Genomic DNA, 14,691 nt, shown 5'->3' with positions numbered 1-14,691 from the left:
ACATCCTCAGATCAGAGGTTGCTGCCGCAGACCGGCCATGCGCCCGGTCCCTGCGAGGCGAGCACGTTCTCCGCGACGCGGATCTGCTCCTCGCGGCTGGCGGCGGCGGGGCTGCCGCTACCACCGTTGGCCTCCCAGGTGCTCTGGGTGAACTGCAGGCCACCGGAGTAGCCGTTGCCGGTGTTGATCGCCCAGTTGCCGCCACTCTCGCATGCGGCGACCGCGTCCCAGTCGTGCCCGCCCTCGGCGGACGCGGTGCCGGCCATCAGGCCGAACGATGCAGCGGCCAGGACGCCGGTGACTCCTGCGCGCAGGGTCAGGGTGCGGATGGTCGTGCTCATGGTGTCTCCTCAACGCGCCGCGGTCGAGATGTCGGTGTGCGCGGCGCTGGGTGTTCTCTCCCGCCCGTGGACTCGCTCGGGCGGTCGTCGAGATCGAATGCAGGTCTGCTCGGCAGGCCGTCATCGCAGGGCGACGAGAGCACTCGATCTCGAACCGGAGGCGACGCTACAAACCGACACGGCGTGCGGTCACATCGAGAAACCGGGTGGTGGGGGGTCGGCGAGACGGGGCTCGCGACGCCGTCGGGCCGTCGTCGGAGCAGGTCATCGCGGCGTGTCGGAAAGGGGGTGGACGGGTGCCCAGCCGGGTGTTCTCGTGACGAGGAACACCGTGTTCATGTGAACGGGGACACGTCCCGACCGAGGGTCCGGAACGGCGTCGGCGACGGTCGCGAGCCTGTCGATCCGAGGCTCAGCGCGTGCGACGGAGCCCGTCGATGACCACGCGGACGAGCGGGCGACTGTCGGCGATGTCGCCGTTGACGTGACAGGTCATCGACAGTCCGCCGATGAGCCGGAAGACCTGATCGGCGGTCACGTCGTCACGGAACAGACCCTGCTCCTGTCCCGCGACCAGGATCGTCTCGATCATGGCGCGGGAGTTCTCCCGGGAGTCGACGAACACCGGGGCGTCGGCACCGAGCTCGGCGAGGATGACCTCTTTCATCCCACGCTTGGACGCCGCCGTGCGGAGGTACTCGTCGAAGACGGCGACCAGCGCGTCGTCGGGAGCCATGGTCTCGCCGAACTGCTTGCCGTTGGCGACGATCTCCTCGGACTGACTGCGGTAGACGGCCTCGATCAGCGACTGGCGACTGGGGAAGTTGCGGTACAGGGTGCCGATCCCGACACCGGCGTCGGCGGCCACGCGCTCGAGCGGTGTGTCGACACCACCCTCGGCGAACAGTGCACGTGCCGCGGCGACCAGCTTGTCGCGATTGCGGACGGCGTCGGCGCGGGGGGCGCGGGAGACGGCCGGGGTCGCCTTCGTCACTCCGACCTCCTTGTCGATGCGGGCAGCATGAGGTGTTGCAAAACGGAGGGAGCCTCCGTATCGTATCCGGAGGAAGCTTCCGTTTCGCGCTCGAGTGTACTCCGACCCTCTAGGGAGACCACACATGTCCATTCCCTCTGTTCGCCGTTCCCCGGCCCCATCGGGCCGGGTGCCCGGCGCACTGTCCCGCCACCTCGGCACGCTGGTGCTCATCAGCGTGCTGGGGTGCCAGCTGATGGTGGTCGTCGATGCGACCATCGTCAACGTCGCACTCCCCGACATTCAACGCGCACTGGGCTTCTCGTCGACATCGCTGTCGTGGGTGCTCAACGCGTACACCCTGACCTTCGGAGGGCTCCTGCTGTTGGGGGCCCGCATGGGCGACATCCTCGGACGCCGCCGCACCTTCCTCGGTGGACTCGCGCTGTTCGTCGTCGCCTCGATGGCCGGCGGGTTCGCCGTCGACGGTGTCGCGCTCCTGGTGGCCCGGGCGGCGCAGGGCGTGGGCGCCGCGGTCGCCGCGCCTGCGGCCCTCGCGCTGCTCATGACGCGGTTCCCCGAAGGGCGGGAACGCAATCGGGCCCTGGGGCTGTTCACCGCCGTCTCCATCGGCGGCTTCTCGATCGGCCTCGTGCTCGGTGGTGCGCTCACCCAGTGGTTGAACTGGCGCTGGGTGCTGTTCGTCAACGTGCCGATCGGCATCGTCGTGCTCATCGCCGGCGCGCTGTCCCTGCCCGCCACCGAGCGTTCGCGCAAGCCGTTCGACCTGCAGGGTGCGCTCTACTCGACGGTCGGGATCGGCATGGTCGTCTACGGCCTGGTCAACGCCGCGGAGAAGGGGTGGTCGGACGCGGTCACCCTCGTCTCCCTGATCGTGGGCGTCGCTCTGCTGGGCGCCTTCGTTGTCGCCGAACGCCGGGCGGCCCAACCGATCACACCTCTGCGTCTGTTCGCCAGCGTGCCGCGCTCGGCGTCGTACGCCGGACGTCTGGTGATGGTCGCGGGCTTCATGGGGATGATGTTCTTCCTCACGCAGTTCCTGCAGGACGTGCTGCACTACGGCCCGCTGCAGACCGGTTTGGCGTATCTGCCGATGACCGCGTCGACATTCGCGGCGACCCAGTTCTCGGCGCGATACGCATCGGTGCGGTTCTCGGGTCGGGCACTGCTGATGGTGGGCTTCGGTCTGGCGATCGCCGGCATGCTGTGGCTGACCCAGATCCACCAGGGCTCGAGCTACCTCGAGCTGATCGGCCCGATGATCCTCATCGGCCTCGGCGGCGGGACGTCGTTCCTGTCGCTGACCACTGCGGCGCTGCGCGGGGTGGCCCCGGCCGATGCCGGCGCGGCCTCGGGCATGGTCAACGCGATGCAGCAACTCGGCGGCACGCTGGGCCTCGCGGTTCTGGTGACGGTGTTCGGGTCGGCGAGTGCGGCGGCCGGAGGTACGCCGCTGCACGCCTTCACCGCCGGTGTGCAGCAGACGTTCTGGGCCTCGGCGATCCTGCTGGGCGCCGGGATGGTGCTGATGGCCCTCACGCAGGGCGAGCGGCGTCAGCGTGCCGTCGACAATTCGACCGAATCGATCGCGACCCCGGTCGAGGTCGGCTGACCCGACGCGTGGGCGTGTGATCGCCGTGCGCGCAGACGAAGAAGGGCCCGGACGCACCCCTCGGTGTGTCCGGGCCCTCTGCTGCTGTCACCGGCGGCGGCGACAGCACGTCCTCACTTCAGTTCGGCGCTGGTCTTGTTGAGCACGCGACGTGCGATGACGAGGTTCTGGATCTGCTGGGTGCCCTCGAAGATGTCGAGGATCTTCGAGTCGCGCGCCCACTTCTCCAGCAACAGGTGTTCGGAGTAGCCCAAGGTGCCGGCCAGCTCCACCGCGCGGGTGGTGACGTCGACGACGGTGCGTCCGGCCTTCGCCTTCGACATCGACGCCTCCTTGGAGTTCGGCTCCTTGTTGTCGGCCATCCAGGCGGCGCGCAGCATCAGCAGGTACGCCCCCTCGTAGTCGGACTCGAGGCGGATGAACTCCGCCGCTGCGGCGTGCTGGGAGTGCGCGGGCTTGTCGTAATCGATCTCGACACCCGCCTCCTCGAGCAGACGACGGATCTCCTCGAGGGCGGCGCGCGTCACGCCCACAGCCATCGCGGCCACCATCGGACGGGTGTTGTCGAACGTCTGCATGACGCCGCCGAACCCCTTCTTGGTGTCCACCTCGGGCGAACCGAGCAGATTCTCCTTCGGGATGCGGCAGTTCTCGAACCGGATCTGCGCGGTGTCGGAGACCTTGATGCCGAGCTTGTGTTCGAGACGCTCGATCGTGACACCCGGGTGCTCACGCGGGACCACGAAGCTCTTGATCGCGGCGCGACCGGCACTCTTGTCGACCGTCGCCCACACCACGATGTGGGTGGCGCGTGAGCCGGCCGTCACGTAGATCTTCTCGCCGTTGATGACGTACTCGTCGCCGTCGAGAACGGCCGTGGTCGACACGGCGGCGGAGTCGGAGCCGAAGCCGGGCTCGGTGATGGCCATGGCGGCCCACACCTTGCCGAAGCTCTCGAGCTGCTCGTCGGTCGCGACCGCCGAGATCGCGGCGTTGCCGAGACCCTGGAACGGCATGCTGAGTACCAGACCCACGTCACCCCAGGACGTCTCGAGGACGTTGAGGCAGGCCGCCATGTTGCCGCCGTTGGCGACGGCGCCCTCGGGCAGCTCCTTCTGCGGCTGCTTGCGTCCGCCGTCGGCGCCCGCGCCGGCCTGACCGGTCTCGGTGAGACCGTCGTACAGGCTGGCCAGGGTGTCGAGCTCGATGGGGTAATCGTGCTCGCGCAGGTCGTATTTGCGCGAGACGGGCCGGAAGATGTTCGCCGCCGCCTGGTGCGCCTGGTCGACGGTCACCAGGAGCTTCTTGGGCAGTTCGAGATTGATTGCCATGGTTTTCTCTTTTCGAGGAAGAAGTCGTTGGGGGAGTCGGGACGGTTACAGGACGACGATGCCCTCGCCGATGGAGGCCGCGCGCAGGTCGCGGTACCACCGCTCGACGGGGTGCTCCTTGGTGAAGCCGTGCCCACCGAGGAGCTGCACACCGTCGGAACCGATCTGCATGCCCTTGTCGGACACCAGCTTCCGGGCGAGTGCCGCCTCACGGGCGTAGGACAGTCCCTGCTCGGCGCGCGAGGTGCCGCGCTGGGTGACCAGGCGCAGTGCGTCGAGCTCGGTGGCCATCACGGCGACGGGGAACGCGACGCCCTGACGGTTGGAGACCGGCTCGCCGAAGGCGACACGGTCGTTGACGTAGGGGACCACGTAGTCGAGCACGGCCTGCGAGGTGCCGACGGCCAGCGACGACCAGCCGAGGCGGGACAACCGGACCACGTCGCGGTAGGCCGCGAACGCCGCGTCGCCCTCTTCCTCGCCGAGCAGAGCCGACTTGGGGACCGACACGTTGTTGAGCACGACGCGACCCATCCCAGCCGCACGCACTCCCATGCCGGGATCGGCCTCGACGATGAGGCCCTCGGTGTCGGCCTCCACGAGGAACAGCGCCGGGCGGCCGTCGAGGTTCGCGCCGATGACGAACAGCTCCGACGAGCCGGCGGCGGGCACGAACGACTTCACGCCGTCGAGCTTGTAGCCGCTGGGCGCGCGGGTCGCCTTGGTCTTGATGTCGAAGGCGTCGAACAGAGCGCGGGGCTCGGCGATGATCACCGACGACTGCGGGACGTTCTCACCGGCGTAGTCGGGGAGGAAGGTCTTCTGCTGCGCGTCGCTGCCGTACTGCGTCAGCGTGGTCGCGACACCGCTCGGTGCTAGCAGCGGGATCGCCAGACCCATGTCGCCGTAGGCCATCGCCTCGGCGACGAGGCCGTTGGTGACCACGCCGCGCTCGCTGGCCGCGCCGTCGAACTCCTCGGGCACGTTGATGGTGGTGATGCCGAGCTCGGCGAACCGGGTCAGCAGCTCCTCGGGCGCGGTGGCGGCCTCATCGGCGTCGTGCGCGGCCGGACGCAGGATCTCCTCGGAGAACTCGCGCGCGGTGTCCGCGATCATCTTCTGCTCGTCGTCCGGGGCGATGTTGAAGTAATCCTTGCCCGGGGTGCTGAGGCGCTTGGGTGAGCCACCGCCCTGCACGGTCTTGAACGCGCGGGTCGCCGCGCCGAGGGTCTGGAATCCGCTCTTGGTGCCCTGGTAGGCGACGCGGTTGATCGGCTCGCGGAGGCCGAAGCGCTCGGCGATGTCCGATCCGGTGAGAACGGTCAGGAACCGCATCGCGGCACCGATCGCGTTCGTCTTAGGGGCGTTCTTGCCCACCGCGGAGGTGTCGCGCGGCTCAGTGTGAGTAGACATTTCGCACCTACAGTTTCGTGGTCGATGTTCAGGGCTGGACGACGCAGTGTCGGGTGGCCCGAGGGCTCCGACTTGCGGCGATGCCGATCTTACTCGGCAGTAAGATGCACCTTACCGACCGGTAAGGAAGATGTCACCACCCATTTCGACGACGTGGCTGATCTGGGTGGGATCCAATGTGTCGTCCAGGCCGTTTTGCCGAGTTGTGTGACCTAATCTGTTGCGCATGACGCAACCACCCATGGGTACGCCGATGCAGCCGCCGTCGGGCCCCCAGAACGACACCTTCTACGCCGCGATCCTCGGTCAGGAGCAGGGTCCGATGACCTACTTCGACCTGCAGAACCTCACCCGCACCGGCCAGCTCAAGCCAGAGATGCAGGTGCGCACCACCACCAGTTCGTGGTTCCCCGTCTCGCAGGTGCCGGGACTGTTCTCCGACAAGGACTGGCTCACCACCGTCCTCATCTCCTTCTTCCTCGGGTCCCTGGGCATCGACCGCTTCTGGCTGGGCTACACCGGTCTGGGCATCCTCAAGCTCATCACCTGTGGTGGACTCGGCGTGTGGTCGCTGATCGATTTCATCCTGATCATCCTGCGCAAGGTGCCCGACTCGAACGGCGTCCCGCTGCGGTGACGTCCGCGCCGACCACCGCGCCCACCCGTCGACCCGCCGAGGGCGACGAGGGTGTCGGTGCGAGGGTGTCGGTGCTGATCGCGGCGGCCGCCGGTGCGGGGGCGATCGCCGCCGCCGTGGCGCTGCCGCGGTCGATGAGCACGTCGGGGCCGGTGCTGTGCCCGTTCCGCATGGTCACCGGTCTGCCCTGCCCCGGATGCGGCCTCACGCGGAGTTGGATCGCGCTCGGCCACGGCGATGTCGCGACGGCGTTCTCCTACAACGCCTTCGGGCCGATCAGCATGGCGTTCGTCGCCGCGATGGTCGTGCTCACCCTCGCGGTCGCCGCCGCCGGACCCGCGCGTATCGGGCGGGTCGCCGGGGTCGCGCGCCATCCGGTGGTGTGGCTCGTCGCCGGGCTCTGGATCGCCTACGGCGTGGCGCGCGCGATCGACGCAGGTGTCGGCACCGGCTGGTTCCCGCCCGTCACCTGACCGGTGCGGTGACACCGAGGGCGTCGACCACCGCGTCGTGCAGCAGGCCGTTCGTGGCTACCGCGCTGCCGCCGTGCGGTCCTGGCGCACCGGTGAGGTCGGTGAACACCCCGCCCGCCTCGCGGACCAGCACATCGAGCGCCGCGAGATCCCACAGGGACACCTCCGGCTCGGCCGCCACGTCGACCGCACCCTCGGCCACCAGGCAGTAGTTGAAGAAGTCGCCGTAACCACGGACCCGCCACACCGCATCGGTGAGGGCGATGAACCGGTCCCGGGCGCCGCGATCGGCCCACCCGCTCAAGCTCGAGAACGCCAGGCTCGACGCGCCGATCTCGGCCACCCCCGACACCGCGAGTCGTCGCGGCTCACCGGCGCCGACCGTCGCGAACGCGCCCTCGCCCTCGGCCGCCCACCACCGCCGGTGCAGTGCCGGAGCCGACACCACCCCGAGCACGGGTCGGCCGTCGACGAGCAGGCTGATGAGCGTGGCCCACACCGGGACGCCGCGGACGAAATTCTTCGTCCCGTCGATCGGGTCGACCACCCACTGCCGACCTGCGAGACGGACCGCGCCGCCGAATTCCTCGCCCAGTACGGCGTCGTCGGGTCGACGCTCGGCGAGGACGGCGCGCACGTCGGTCTCCACCGCGAGATCGGCGTCGGACACCGGCGTCAGATCGGGTTTGTCCGAGACCTGCAGATCCAGTGCACCGAAACGGGCCGCGGTGATCGCGTCGGCGCGGTCGGCCATCTCGAGGGCCAGCTGCAGATCAGACGGGTGCGATGCCATGCCCGGTAGGCTACTGGGCAGTTCGGGCGAGGCGAATTGTCCGAATCTCTCCTCCGGTCATCGGCCGGAGCGACGAAGTAGAGGAGTACGGGAGCAGATGGTCTCGGTCGTGTTGTTCGTCATGTTCGCGGTGCTGCTGACGTTCATGGTGCTCCAGTGGCGACGGGGTCGCGCCGGCGGAACCGGCGGTCTGTTCGGCGGCGGGGGAGTCGGTGCCGGCTTCGTCCAGGGCACCCTGACGGTCACCGGTGTCAGCGACCGTCCCGACGAGGGCGACCGCAACGACCAGATGTACTGCACCGTCTCGGGCACGATCATCGGCCCCGACACCGCGCCCACGAACGTCTACGGACACATGGTCGTCACCGGCAAGACGCCGTGGCCACAGATCGGTGCCGACATGCCGGTGGTCTACAAGCCCGGCAAGACCGACACCAGCTGGCGATTCGGCAGCCTCGAGGTCCCGCCCGCCGCGTGAGTCGCCCGTCGTCCCCGCGCCCCTCACCCCGCTGTGGGCGGCGCATCGCCGCCCAACACGTAGCCTGGTGAACCGTGCAACCCGACGTACAGACCGACCTCGACTCCCTCGACACCACCCTGACCACGGTCGAGAAGGTGCTCGATCTCGAGGAACTCGCCCGCCGCATCGACGAACTCGAGCACCAGGCGGCCGATCCCGAACTGTGGAACAACCAGGAACACGCCCAGCAGGTGACGAGTGAGCTGTCGCACGCGCAGGGTGAGTTCCGTCGGGTCACCGCGCTGCGCAGCCGACTCGACGACCTGCCCGTCCTCTACGAACTCGCCGAGGACGAAGAGGGCGACGACCGCACCACCGGCCTCGCCGACGCCGACGCCGAGCGAGCATCGCTGCGCGCCGACATCGAGGCGATGGAGGTCAAGACCATGCTCGCCGGCGAGTACGACGCCCGCGACGCCCTGGTCAACATCCGCTCGGGCGCAGGTGGCGTCGACGCCGCGGACTGGGCCGAGATGCTGATGCGCATGTATATCCGGTGGGCCGAGAAGCACGACTACGGCGTCGAGGTCTACGACACCTCCTACGCCGAGGAGGCCGGGCTCAAGAGCGCGACCTTCGCGGTCAAGGGCCCCTACATGTACGGCACCCTCTCGATCGAGATGGGCACCCACCGCCTCGTGCGGATCAGCCCGTTCGACAACCAGGGTCGGCGCCAGACGTCCTTCGCCGAGGTCGAGGTGCTCCCCGTCGTCGAGACGACCGACCACATCGACATCGACGAGAACGACCTGCGCGTCGACGTCTACCGGTCGTCGGGTCCGGGTGGTCAGTCGGTCAACACCACCGACTCCGCGGTGCGTCTGACCCACGTCCCCACCGGCATCGTGGTGACCTGTCAGAACGAGAAGAGTCAGTTGCAGAACAAGGTCGCCGCCATGAAGGTGCTGCAGGCCAAGCTGCTCGAGGTCAAGCGCAAGGAGGAGCGCGCCGAGATGGATGCCCTCAAGGGCGACGGCGGCTCCAGCTGGGGCAACCAGATGCGTTCCTACGTCCTGCACCCGTACCAGATGGTCAAGGACCTGCGGACCGAGTACGAGGTCAACAACCCGACCGCGGTCCTCGACGGCGATCTCGACGGTTTCATCGAGTCGGGCATCCGGTGGCGGATGGCCTCGGCAGACAGCTAGGAGCCGTGGTGCACACAGTTCTCCTCGCCGCCCCGACCCCGGCAGGCACCGACAAACTGGTCCGCTTCCTGTCGCTCCAGGGAGTGCAGATCGCCCTGTTCATCGTCGGCGCGATGATCATGACCCGGTTCATCCAGTGGGGCACCGCCCGCATCACCGGACGGATCGACCAGTCGTTCACCGAGAGCGACGAACTCGTCCGCTCCGAATCGGCGAAACACCGGCACTCGGTCGCCCAGGTCATCTCCTGGGTCGCCATCGTGATCGTCTACGTCATCGCGGTGTTCAACATCATCCGCGCACTCGGCGTGCCCATCACCGGATTCGTCGCACCGGCCACGGTCCTCGGCGCTGCGCTCGGTTTCGGCGCGCAGCGCGTGGTGCAGGATCTCCTCGCCGGGTTCTTCATCATCACCGAGAAGCAGTACGGCTTCGGTGACGTGGTGGAACTGACCATCGTCGGGTCGGTCGCGACCGCCGAGGGCACCGTCGAGGACGTCACGTTGCGCATCACCAAGATCCGCTCCGCCGACGGCGAGGTCATCACCGTCCCCAACGGCCAGATCGTGAAGGCCACCAACTTGTCGAAGGACTGGGCGCGGTCGGTGGTCGACATCCCGCTGCCGGTGGGCGCCGACATCAGCCGCGTCAACGAGATCCTCCACCGGATCGGCCAGCAGGCGTTCGCCGATCCCCGGATGCGGCCGCTGCTCCTCGACGAGCCGACGCCCATGGGCGTCACCGAGATGGAGGTCGACGGCGTCACCGTGCGCATCGTCGCGCGCACCCTGCCGGGCAAACAGTTCGAGGTGAGTCGCGATCTGCGGGCCCGGATCGTGCGGGCCTTCGGGCGGGCGGGCATCTCGCTGGCCCCCGGCGAGAGCATCGAGACCGGCGCGATGGTCTCCACGACGCAGCGGGAGGGCAGCGAATGAGCGAGAAGCGCTCCGACACCTCGGGTCAGCAGGTGTCGCTGACGAAGGCCGACCCGGCCGTGCCTCCCCGTCGCACGCTGCTGTCGCGGGTGCCGCGCCACCTGTTCGGCGGTCGCGCGCGGACGAGCACCGTGGTGCTGCTCCTCGTGTTCCTGGGACTGTTGCTGCTCTACGGCCAGCGCGCCGACTACTACAGCCGTCTGGACGAGGAGGCCGCCGCGGCGTCGGCGACCCGCACGGCGGCGCCGCGCACCACCGAGGAGACGCAGCAGTACACCGAGCCCACCACGACACGCAGCACACCGCGGTCGTCGAGCAGTGCCCCGTCGAGCTCGTCGACCACCGGCGATCAGCAGACGTCGCCGACCGACGGGTCGCCGTCCACGACGACCACCACACCGGGTTTCCAACTGCCCACCATCCCCGGCCTCGTGTTGCCCGGGCAGACACCGACCACCACGGCGGTGCGCTGACCCGCACGCCCCCGATCGCCCGACGCCCGTACGGTGCGGGACACCGGTTCGGTGTGACTGTTGTGGCTAGACTGGCCGCCGTGATCAGCCTGGACAACGTCACGATGAAGTACAAGGCCTCCGGCCGACCCGCCCTGCAGGGCCTGACCCTCGACGTCGACAAGGGCGAATTCGCCTTCCTCATCGGCCCGTCGGGATCGGGGAAGTCGACCTTCTTCCGGCTGCTGCTCAAGGAGGACAAGCCCACCAGCGGCGACATCCAGGTCGGTCAGTTCCACGTCAACAAGCTGCCCAGTCGCCGGGTGCCGCTGCTGCGCCAGTCGATCGGATGCGTCTTCCAGGACTTCCGGCTGCTCCAGCAGAAGTCGGTCGCCGCGAACGTGGCGTTCGCGCTCGAGGTGATCGGCAAACCGCGCTCGACCATCGAACGCGTGGTTCCCGAGGTCCTCGAGTACGTGGGACTCGCGGGCAAGGCCGACCGCATGCCCTACGAGCTGTCCGGCGGTGAGATGCAGCGCGTGGCCATCGCCCGCGCCATCGTCAACCGCCCGCTGCTGCTGCTGGCCGACGAGCCGACCGGAAACCTCGACCCGACCACCAGTGAGGAGATCGTCGACGTGCTCGACCGGGTGAACCGCCGCGGCACCACCGTGGTGATGGCGACCCACGACCGCCACATCGTCGACGCCATGCGTCGGCGGGTCCTCGAGTTCGACATGGGGCGGCTCGTGCGCGACGACCAGCGCGGCGTCTACGGGGTCGGCTGATGCGCGCCAGTTTCATCCTCAGCGAGGTCCTCAACGGTCTGCGCCGCAACGTCACCATGACGTTGGCGATGATGCTCACCACCGCCATCACGCTCGCCATGTTCGGCGGGGGACTCCTGGTGGTGCAGATGGCCGACAAGAGCCAGGACATCTTCCTCGACCGCGTCGAGATGCAGTTCTTCATCTCCGACACCGTCGCCGACGCCGACCCGGAGTGCCGGGCCGATCCGTGCGCGAGCCTGCGCAAGCAGATCGAGAACGAACCCGGTGTCGAGTCGGTGTCGTACGTCGACCGTGCCGCGGCGTTCCGGGACGCGAAGACCAAGACCTTCGCCAACAGTCCCGACATCGCGTCGATGATCCGCGAGAACACCCTGCCCGCGTCGTTCAAGGTGCGCATGTCCGACCCGAACCGGTTCGGCGCGGTCCTCGACAAGTTCCGGACGGCCAACGGGGTCGACGGGGTGCTCGACCAGCGCGAGCTCGTCAAACGGATCTTCAGCGTGCTCGACGGTGCCCGCAACGCCGCCTTCACCATCGCGCTGGTGCTCGCGCTCGCCGCGATCCTGTTGATCGCCAACATGGTTCAGGTGGCCGCGTACACCCGGCGCACCGAGGTCGGCATCATGCGGCTCGTCGGCGCGACCCGGTGGTACACCCAGCTGCCGTTCCTCCTGGAGGCCGTGGTCTCGGCCTTCGTCGGGTCGCTGCTCGCCGTCGCCGGACTGTTCGGTGCGAAGATCCTCTTCTTCGACCGCGCACTCGGCGACCTCTACGGCGTCAACATCCTCGCCCGCATCACCCTGGGCGACGTCGTGTTCGTCTCGCCGTGGCTGGTGATCGCCGGTATCGGGCTCGCGACCATCACCGGTTACGCGACGCTGCGCTTCTACGTGCGGATCTAGACCGCCCGTTCGAACAGGACGATGCGCATGTCGCGACCGAACTGGGCGGGTAGGTCCGCTTCGCGGATCACCTCGAAGCCCAGCGATCGGTAGTAGTCGACCATCGTGGTGTTGTGGGCGGCGGTGTCGAGTCGGAGCCGATCGTGGCCGGCGTCGCGGGTTGCCTGTGCCGCCCACTCGACGAGGGCGCGGCCCCACCCGTGGCCGGAGTGATCGCGGCGCACCATCAGCCCGTGGACGTACCCGGCCGGAGCGTCGTCGGCGCCCCAGAAATCGGGATCCGACCAGCAGAGTCGAACACACGCCACGATCTCGCCGTCGACCTCGGCGACATGCCATTCGCCGCGACGGGCGCCTCTGGCGATGTGATCGACGGTGAGCTCACCCTCCTGCCACTGGTTCACACCGGACGCCACGAGCCAACGCGCGAGACCGTCGCGCAGCGCCACGAGTGCCGGCGCGTCGGTGTCGGTGGCGGTGCGCAACTCGGGGAGCCGCAAGGGTGAACCGTCGGTCATGTTCGCGATGGTAACGATTGTGGTCGACAAAGAATTCGCCTGGCCCCGGTGTCCGCCGTAGGCTGGACTGTCGATCCGGACAACGACCCGAAGGAGGTGTCATGGCGAAGGAGAAGGGCCGCAAGGCCATCGCGACCAACCGCAAGGCGCGGCACAACTATTCGATCATCGACACCTACGAGGCCGGCGTCGCACTGCTGGGCACCGAGGTGAAGAGTCTGCGCGAGGGCAAGGCCTCGCTCGTCGACGCGTTCGCGACCATCGACAACGGTGAGGTCTGGCTGCGTGGACTGCACATCGCCGAGTACGGAAACGGGTCGTGGACGAACCACGCGGTGCGCCGCAACCGCAAGCTCCTCCTGCACCGACGCGAGATCGACGGTCTCACCGGCAAGATCCAGACCGGCAACCTGACCCTGGTTCCCCTGTCGATGTACTTCAACGACGGCAAGGTGAAGGTCGAACTCGCGCTCGCCCAGGGCAAGCAGGCCCACGACAAACGCCGCGCCATCGCCGAGCGCACCGCCGCACGCGAGGTCACGCGTGAACTCGGTCGCCGCGTCAAGGGCATGCCCGGCTGAGAGCCGTCACATCTCGGCGAACGGGGCGGCGTAGCGGAAGCTGCCCACCGCCGCGTCGGTCCACGCACTCAGGCGACGAGCCTGGAAGTGCTCGCCCCACCGTGGATCCGGTGCCACGACGTCGAGGTCGGCTGCGGTGCGGAATCCGAAGCGGGAGTAGTAGGCGGGATCGCCCAGCAGCGCGGCCACCGGGTATCCGAGTGCGTCGGTCGCGGCGACCACCGCGTGCACCAGCGCCGAGCCGACGCCGGCCGACTGGGCGTCGGGCCTCACCGCGAGAGGGCCGAGCCCGATCGCATCGACATAGCCGACGCGCGCCCGCGTTCAGACCACCACCCCGACGATGTCGGAGTCGGGGCGGACCGCCACCAGGGTCAGGCCGGCCACGACGTCGGGCCCGACGAGCAGACGTCGGGTGAGTTCGACCTCCGCCGGCTCGGAGTCGGGGGAGGTCTCGGAGGCGAATGCTGCCGCGATCACGGTGAGCGCGCTCGTCTGCTCACGGGTGTCGAGCGGTCTGATCAGCACGCCGCGACGCTATCTGGGCCCCTTCCTGCCGTGCGAGCGAATTTTCGCCGATCGGTGGGCGCGCGAAGCTGGGCCGACGAGCGCGGCCGGCGGTGAAATCGGAATGAATTCGTCGTTCCGGGTTGTTAGGATGAAGCGTTCGCTGCGTCAGGAGCGGACACCTACGGGGCTGAACGGTTTCGACTTGGTTCATCTAAGTAGGGGAAGCGTGTCGGTGCAGGCGAGAGACCACCGTGAGCGTCATCGCAACCAATTAAGCGCCGATTCCAATCAGCGCGACTACGCCCTCGCCGCCTGAGCGAGTGCTGGTCTGTCGGCCCGGGTGTGCTCCCGCCCCGGGTACCGGCATCATCAAGGGGGCTCACCGTCCGGCTCGGTCGCGGAGTCGGACGGGACAACCAACAGCGACTGGGATCGTCATCTCGGCTTGTTCGCGGGACCGAGAGATCCGAGTAGAGACGTAGCGAACTGCACACGGAGAAGCCCTACTGACATGACGAAGGACCCGGGTTCGATTCCCGGCAGCTCCACCACAGAACGGACCAGGACACCAGTCCTGGTCCGTTCTGCTTCTCCGGACCGCCGAACCGACATCGTCCGAATACAGGCCCGCCTCCGGCGTATCGCCGGAGGCGACGTTCCTGCCGGACGATGTCCGTCTTGCCGCATCAGGACACCGGCGGCGGCGGTGATGGAATGTCTCGACCGGGTGAGCGTGTTGG

General features: G+C 68.3%; 18 protein-coding genes and 1 other RNA gene. 11 read left to right on the top strand and 8 right to left on the bottom strand.

Annotated elements, in window-relative coordinates; translation table 11 throughout:
• Positions 1–11: 11 nt before the first annotated feature.
• Together ASG12_RS14415 and ASG12_RS14410 are read right to left on the bottom strand one after the other, a co-directional pair.
• Positions 12–341 carry a transglycosylase family protein gene (locus tag ASG12_RS14415; protein WP_055790659.1) on the bottom strand — a complete coding sequence of 110 codons (330 nt, stop codon included), beginning with the start codon at positions 339–341 and terminating at the stop codon, positions 12–14.
• 412 nt (positions 342–753) lie between these two features.
• Positions 754–1,335 carry a TetR/AcrR family transcriptional regulator gene (locus ASG12_RS14410; RefSeq protein ID WP_162243428.1) on the bottom strand — a complete coding sequence of 194 codons (582 nt, stop codon included), beginning with the start codon at positions 1,333–1,335 and terminating at the stop codon, positions 754–756.
• 124 nt (positions 1,336–1,459) lie between these two features.
• On the opposite strand from ASG12_RS14410, the gene ASG12_RS14405 reads away from it, so the two are divergent.
• Positions 1,460–2,947: an MFS transporter gene (locus tag ASG12_RS14405; RefSeq protein ID WP_055790654.1), complete on the top strand. Its 1,488-nt coding sequence runs from the start codon at positions 1,460–1,462 to the stop codon at positions 2,945–2,947.
• Between the two features lie 113 nt (positions 2,948–3,060).
• Here the strand turns inward: ASG12_RS14405 and ASG12_RS14400 are convergent, their stop codons facing one another.
• Both ASG12_RS14400 and ASG12_RS14395 read right to left on the bottom strand, forming a co-directional pair.
• Positions 3,061–4,278, bottom strand: coding sequence for an acyl-CoA dehydrogenase family protein (locus tag ASG12_RS14400; protein WP_055790651.1), 1,218 nt, complete (start codon positions 4,276–4,278; stop codon positions 3,061–3,063).
• Positions 4,279–4,323: 45 nt separating this feature from the next.
• Complete coding sequence (locus ASG12_RS14395) at positions 4,324–5,691, bottom strand: acyl-CoA dehydrogenase family protein (RefSeq protein WP_055790649.1); 1,368 nt, start codon at positions 5,689–5,691, stop codon at positions 4,324–4,326.
• A gap of 226 nt (positions 5,692–5,917) precedes the next feature.
• On the opposite strand from ASG12_RS14395, the gene ASG12_RS14390 reads away from it, so the two are divergent.
• Both ASG12_RS14390 and ASG12_RS21980 read left to right on the top strand, forming a co-directional pair.
• Positions 5,918–6,328 carry an NINE protein gene (locus ASG12_RS14390; RefSeq protein WP_082501991.1) on the top strand — a complete coding sequence of 137 codons (411 nt, stop codon included), beginning with the start codon at positions 5,918–5,920 and terminating at the stop codon, positions 6,326–6,328.
• Positions 6,325–6,801 carry a DUF2752 domain-containing protein gene (locus ASG12_RS21980; RefSeq protein WP_055790647.1) on the top strand — a complete coding sequence of 159 codons (477 nt, stop codon included), beginning with the start codon at positions 6,325–6,327 and terminating at the stop codon, positions 6,799–6,801. The genes ASG12_RS14390 and ASG12_RS21980 overlap by 4 nt, the downstream gene beginning before the upstream one ends.
• On the opposite strand, the gene hisN is transcribed toward ASG12_RS21980, so the two are convergent.
• Positions 6,794–7,594 carry a histidinol-phosphatase gene (gene hisN / locus ASG12_RS14380; RefSeq protein ID WP_055790645.1) on the bottom strand — a complete coding sequence of 267 codons (801 nt, stop codon included), beginning with the start codon at positions 7,592–7,594 and terminating at the stop codon, positions 6,794–6,796. The two genes, ASG12_RS21980 and hisN, sit on opposite strands and share 8 nt — an antisense overlap.
• A gap of 97 nt (positions 7,595–7,691) precedes the next feature.
• On the opposite strand from hisN, the gene ASG12_RS14375 reads away from it, so the two are divergent.
• From ASG12_RS14375 to ftsX, 6 genes are all read left to right on the top strand, one after another.
• Entirely contained in the window at positions 7,692–8,072 is a 381-nt protein-coding gene (locus ASG12_RS14375; RefSeq protein ID WP_045823530.1) for a hypothetical protein, read from the top strand.
• Between the two features lie 74 nt (positions 8,073–8,146).
• On the top strand, positions 8,147–9,262 hold the full coding sequence (gene prfB / locus ASG12_RS14370; RefSeq protein ID WP_045823529.1) for a peptide chain release factor 2: 1,116 nt from the start codon (positions 8,147–8,149) through the stop codon (positions 9,260–9,262).
• A gap of 8 nt (positions 9,263–9,270) precedes the next feature.
• Positions 9,271–10,197 (top strand): mechanosensitive ion channel family protein, encoded by a 927-nt coding sequence (locus tag ASG12_RS14365; protein WP_055791042.1) that lies wholly within the window; start codon positions 9,271–9,273, stop codon positions 10,195–10,197.
• Positions 10,194–10,670: a hypothetical protein gene (locus tag ASG12_RS14360; RefSeq protein ID WP_045823528.1), complete on the top strand. Its 477-nt coding sequence runs from the start codon at positions 10,194–10,196 to the stop codon at positions 10,668–10,670. The genes ASG12_RS14365 and ASG12_RS14360 overlap by 4 nt, the downstream gene beginning before the upstream one ends.
• Positions 10,671–10,750: 80 nt before the next feature.
• Entirely contained in the window at positions 10,751–11,437 is a 687-nt protein-coding gene (gene ftsE / locus ASG12_RS14355) for a cell division ATP-binding protein FtsE (RefSeq protein ID WP_045823527.1), read from the top strand.
• Positions 11,437–12,342 (top strand): permease-like cell division protein FtsX, encoded by a 906-nt coding sequence (ftsX, locus tag ASG12_RS14350; protein ID WP_045823526.1) that lies wholly within the window; start codon positions 11,437–11,439, stop codon positions 12,340–12,342. The genes ftsE and ftsX overlap by 1 nt, the downstream gene beginning before the upstream one ends.
• Here the strand turns inward: ftsX and ASG12_RS14345 are convergent.
• Entirely contained in the window at positions 12,339–12,860 is a 522-nt protein-coding gene (locus tag ASG12_RS14345; protein WP_055790643.1) for a GNAT family N-acetyltransferase, read from the bottom strand. The two genes, ftsX and ASG12_RS14345, sit on opposite strands and share 4 nt — an antisense overlap.
• A gap of 101 nt (positions 12,861–12,961) precedes the next feature.
• On the opposite strand from ASG12_RS14345, the gene smpB reads away from it, so the two are divergent.
• A complete protein-coding gene (gene smpB / locus ASG12_RS14340) occupies positions 12,962–13,441 on the top strand; it encodes an SsrA-binding protein SmpB (protein ID WP_055790640.1) in 480 nt (159 codons plus the stop codon).
• 6 nt (positions 13,442–13,447) lie between these two features.
• Here smpB and ASG12_RS22115 read toward each other — a convergent pair whose 3' ends face one another.
• Together ASG12_RS22115 and ASG12_RS22110 are read right to left on the bottom strand one after the other, a co-directional pair.
• Entirely contained in the window at positions 13,448–13,714 is a 267-nt protein-coding gene (locus ASG12_RS22115) for a GNAT family N-acetyltransferase (RefSeq protein WP_055790637.1), read from the bottom strand.
• A gap of 51 nt (positions 13,715–13,765) precedes the next feature.
• Entirely contained in the window at positions 13,766–13,969 is a 204-nt protein-coding gene (locus ASG12_RS22110) for a hypothetical protein (RefSeq protein WP_055790634.1), read from the bottom strand.
• Positions 13,970–14,134: 165 nt separating this feature from the next.
• Between ASG12_RS22110 and ssrA the strand changes: the two genes are divergently transcribed.
• Positions 14,135–14,502: a transfer-messenger RNA gene (gene ssrA, locus ASG12_RS21305) on the top strand.
• Positions 14,503–14,691 lie beyond the last annotated feature (189 nt).

Origin of the sequence: Williamsia sp. Leaf354, from assembly GCF_001424365.1 — a bacterium.
GTDB lineage: Bacteria > Actinomycetota > Actinomycetes > Mycobacteriales > Mycobacteriaceae > Williamsia_A.
The sequence above is the reverse complement of the archived record's forward strand: the minus strand, read 5'-3'. Positions and strand labels throughout refer to the sequence as shown.

What these genes read in the sequence shown, in the direction of transcription:
- ASG12_RS14415 (WP_055790659.1), bottom strand. Translation starts at nt 341, where the DNA reads ATGAGCACGACCATCCGCACCCTGACCCTGCGCGCAGGAGTCACCGGC.
- ASG12_RS14345 (WP_055790643.1), bottom strand. Translation starts at nt 12,860, where the DNA reads ATGACCGACGGTTCACCCTTGCGGCTCCCCGAGTTGCGCACCGCCACC.
- ASG12_RS14395 (WP_055790649.1), bottom strand. Translation starts at nt 5,691, where the DNA reads ATGTCTACTCACACTGAGCCGCGCGACACCTCCGCGGTGGGCAAGAAC.
- ftsX (WP_045823526.1), top strand. Translation starts at nt 11,437, where the DNA reads ATGCGCGCCAGTTTCATCCTCAGCGAGGTCCTCAACGGTCTGCGCCGC.
- ASG12_RS14360 (WP_045823528.1), top strand. Translation starts at nt 10,194, where the DNA reads ATGAGCGAGAAGCGCTCCGACACCTCGGGTCAGCAGGTGTCGCTGACG.
- hisN (WP_055790645.1), bottom strand. Translation starts at nt 7,594, where the DNA reads ATGGCATCGCACCCGTCTGATCTGCAGCTGGCCCTCGAGATGGCCGAC.
- smpB (WP_055790640.1), top strand. Translation starts at nt 12,962, where the DNA reads ATGGCGAAGGAGAAGGGCCGCAAGGCCATCGCGACCAACCGCAAGGCG.
- ASG12_RS14405 (WP_055790654.1), top strand. Translation starts at nt 1,460, where the DNA reads ATGTCCATTCCCTCTGTTCGCCGTTCCCCGGCCCCATCGGGCCGGGTG.
- ASG12_RS14375 (WP_045823530.1), top strand. Translation starts at nt 7,692, where the DNA reads ATGGTCTCGGTCGTGTTGTTCGTCATGTTCGCGGTGCTGCTGACGTTC.
- ASG12_RS14400 (WP_055790651.1), bottom strand. Translation starts at nt 4,278, where the DNA reads ATGGCAATCAATCTCGAACTGCCCAAGAAGCTCCTGGTGACCGTCGAC.
- ASG12_RS14390 (WP_082501991.1), top strand. Translation starts at nt 5,918, where the DNA reads ATGACGCAACCACCCATGGGTACGCCGATGCAGCCGCCGTCGGGCCCC.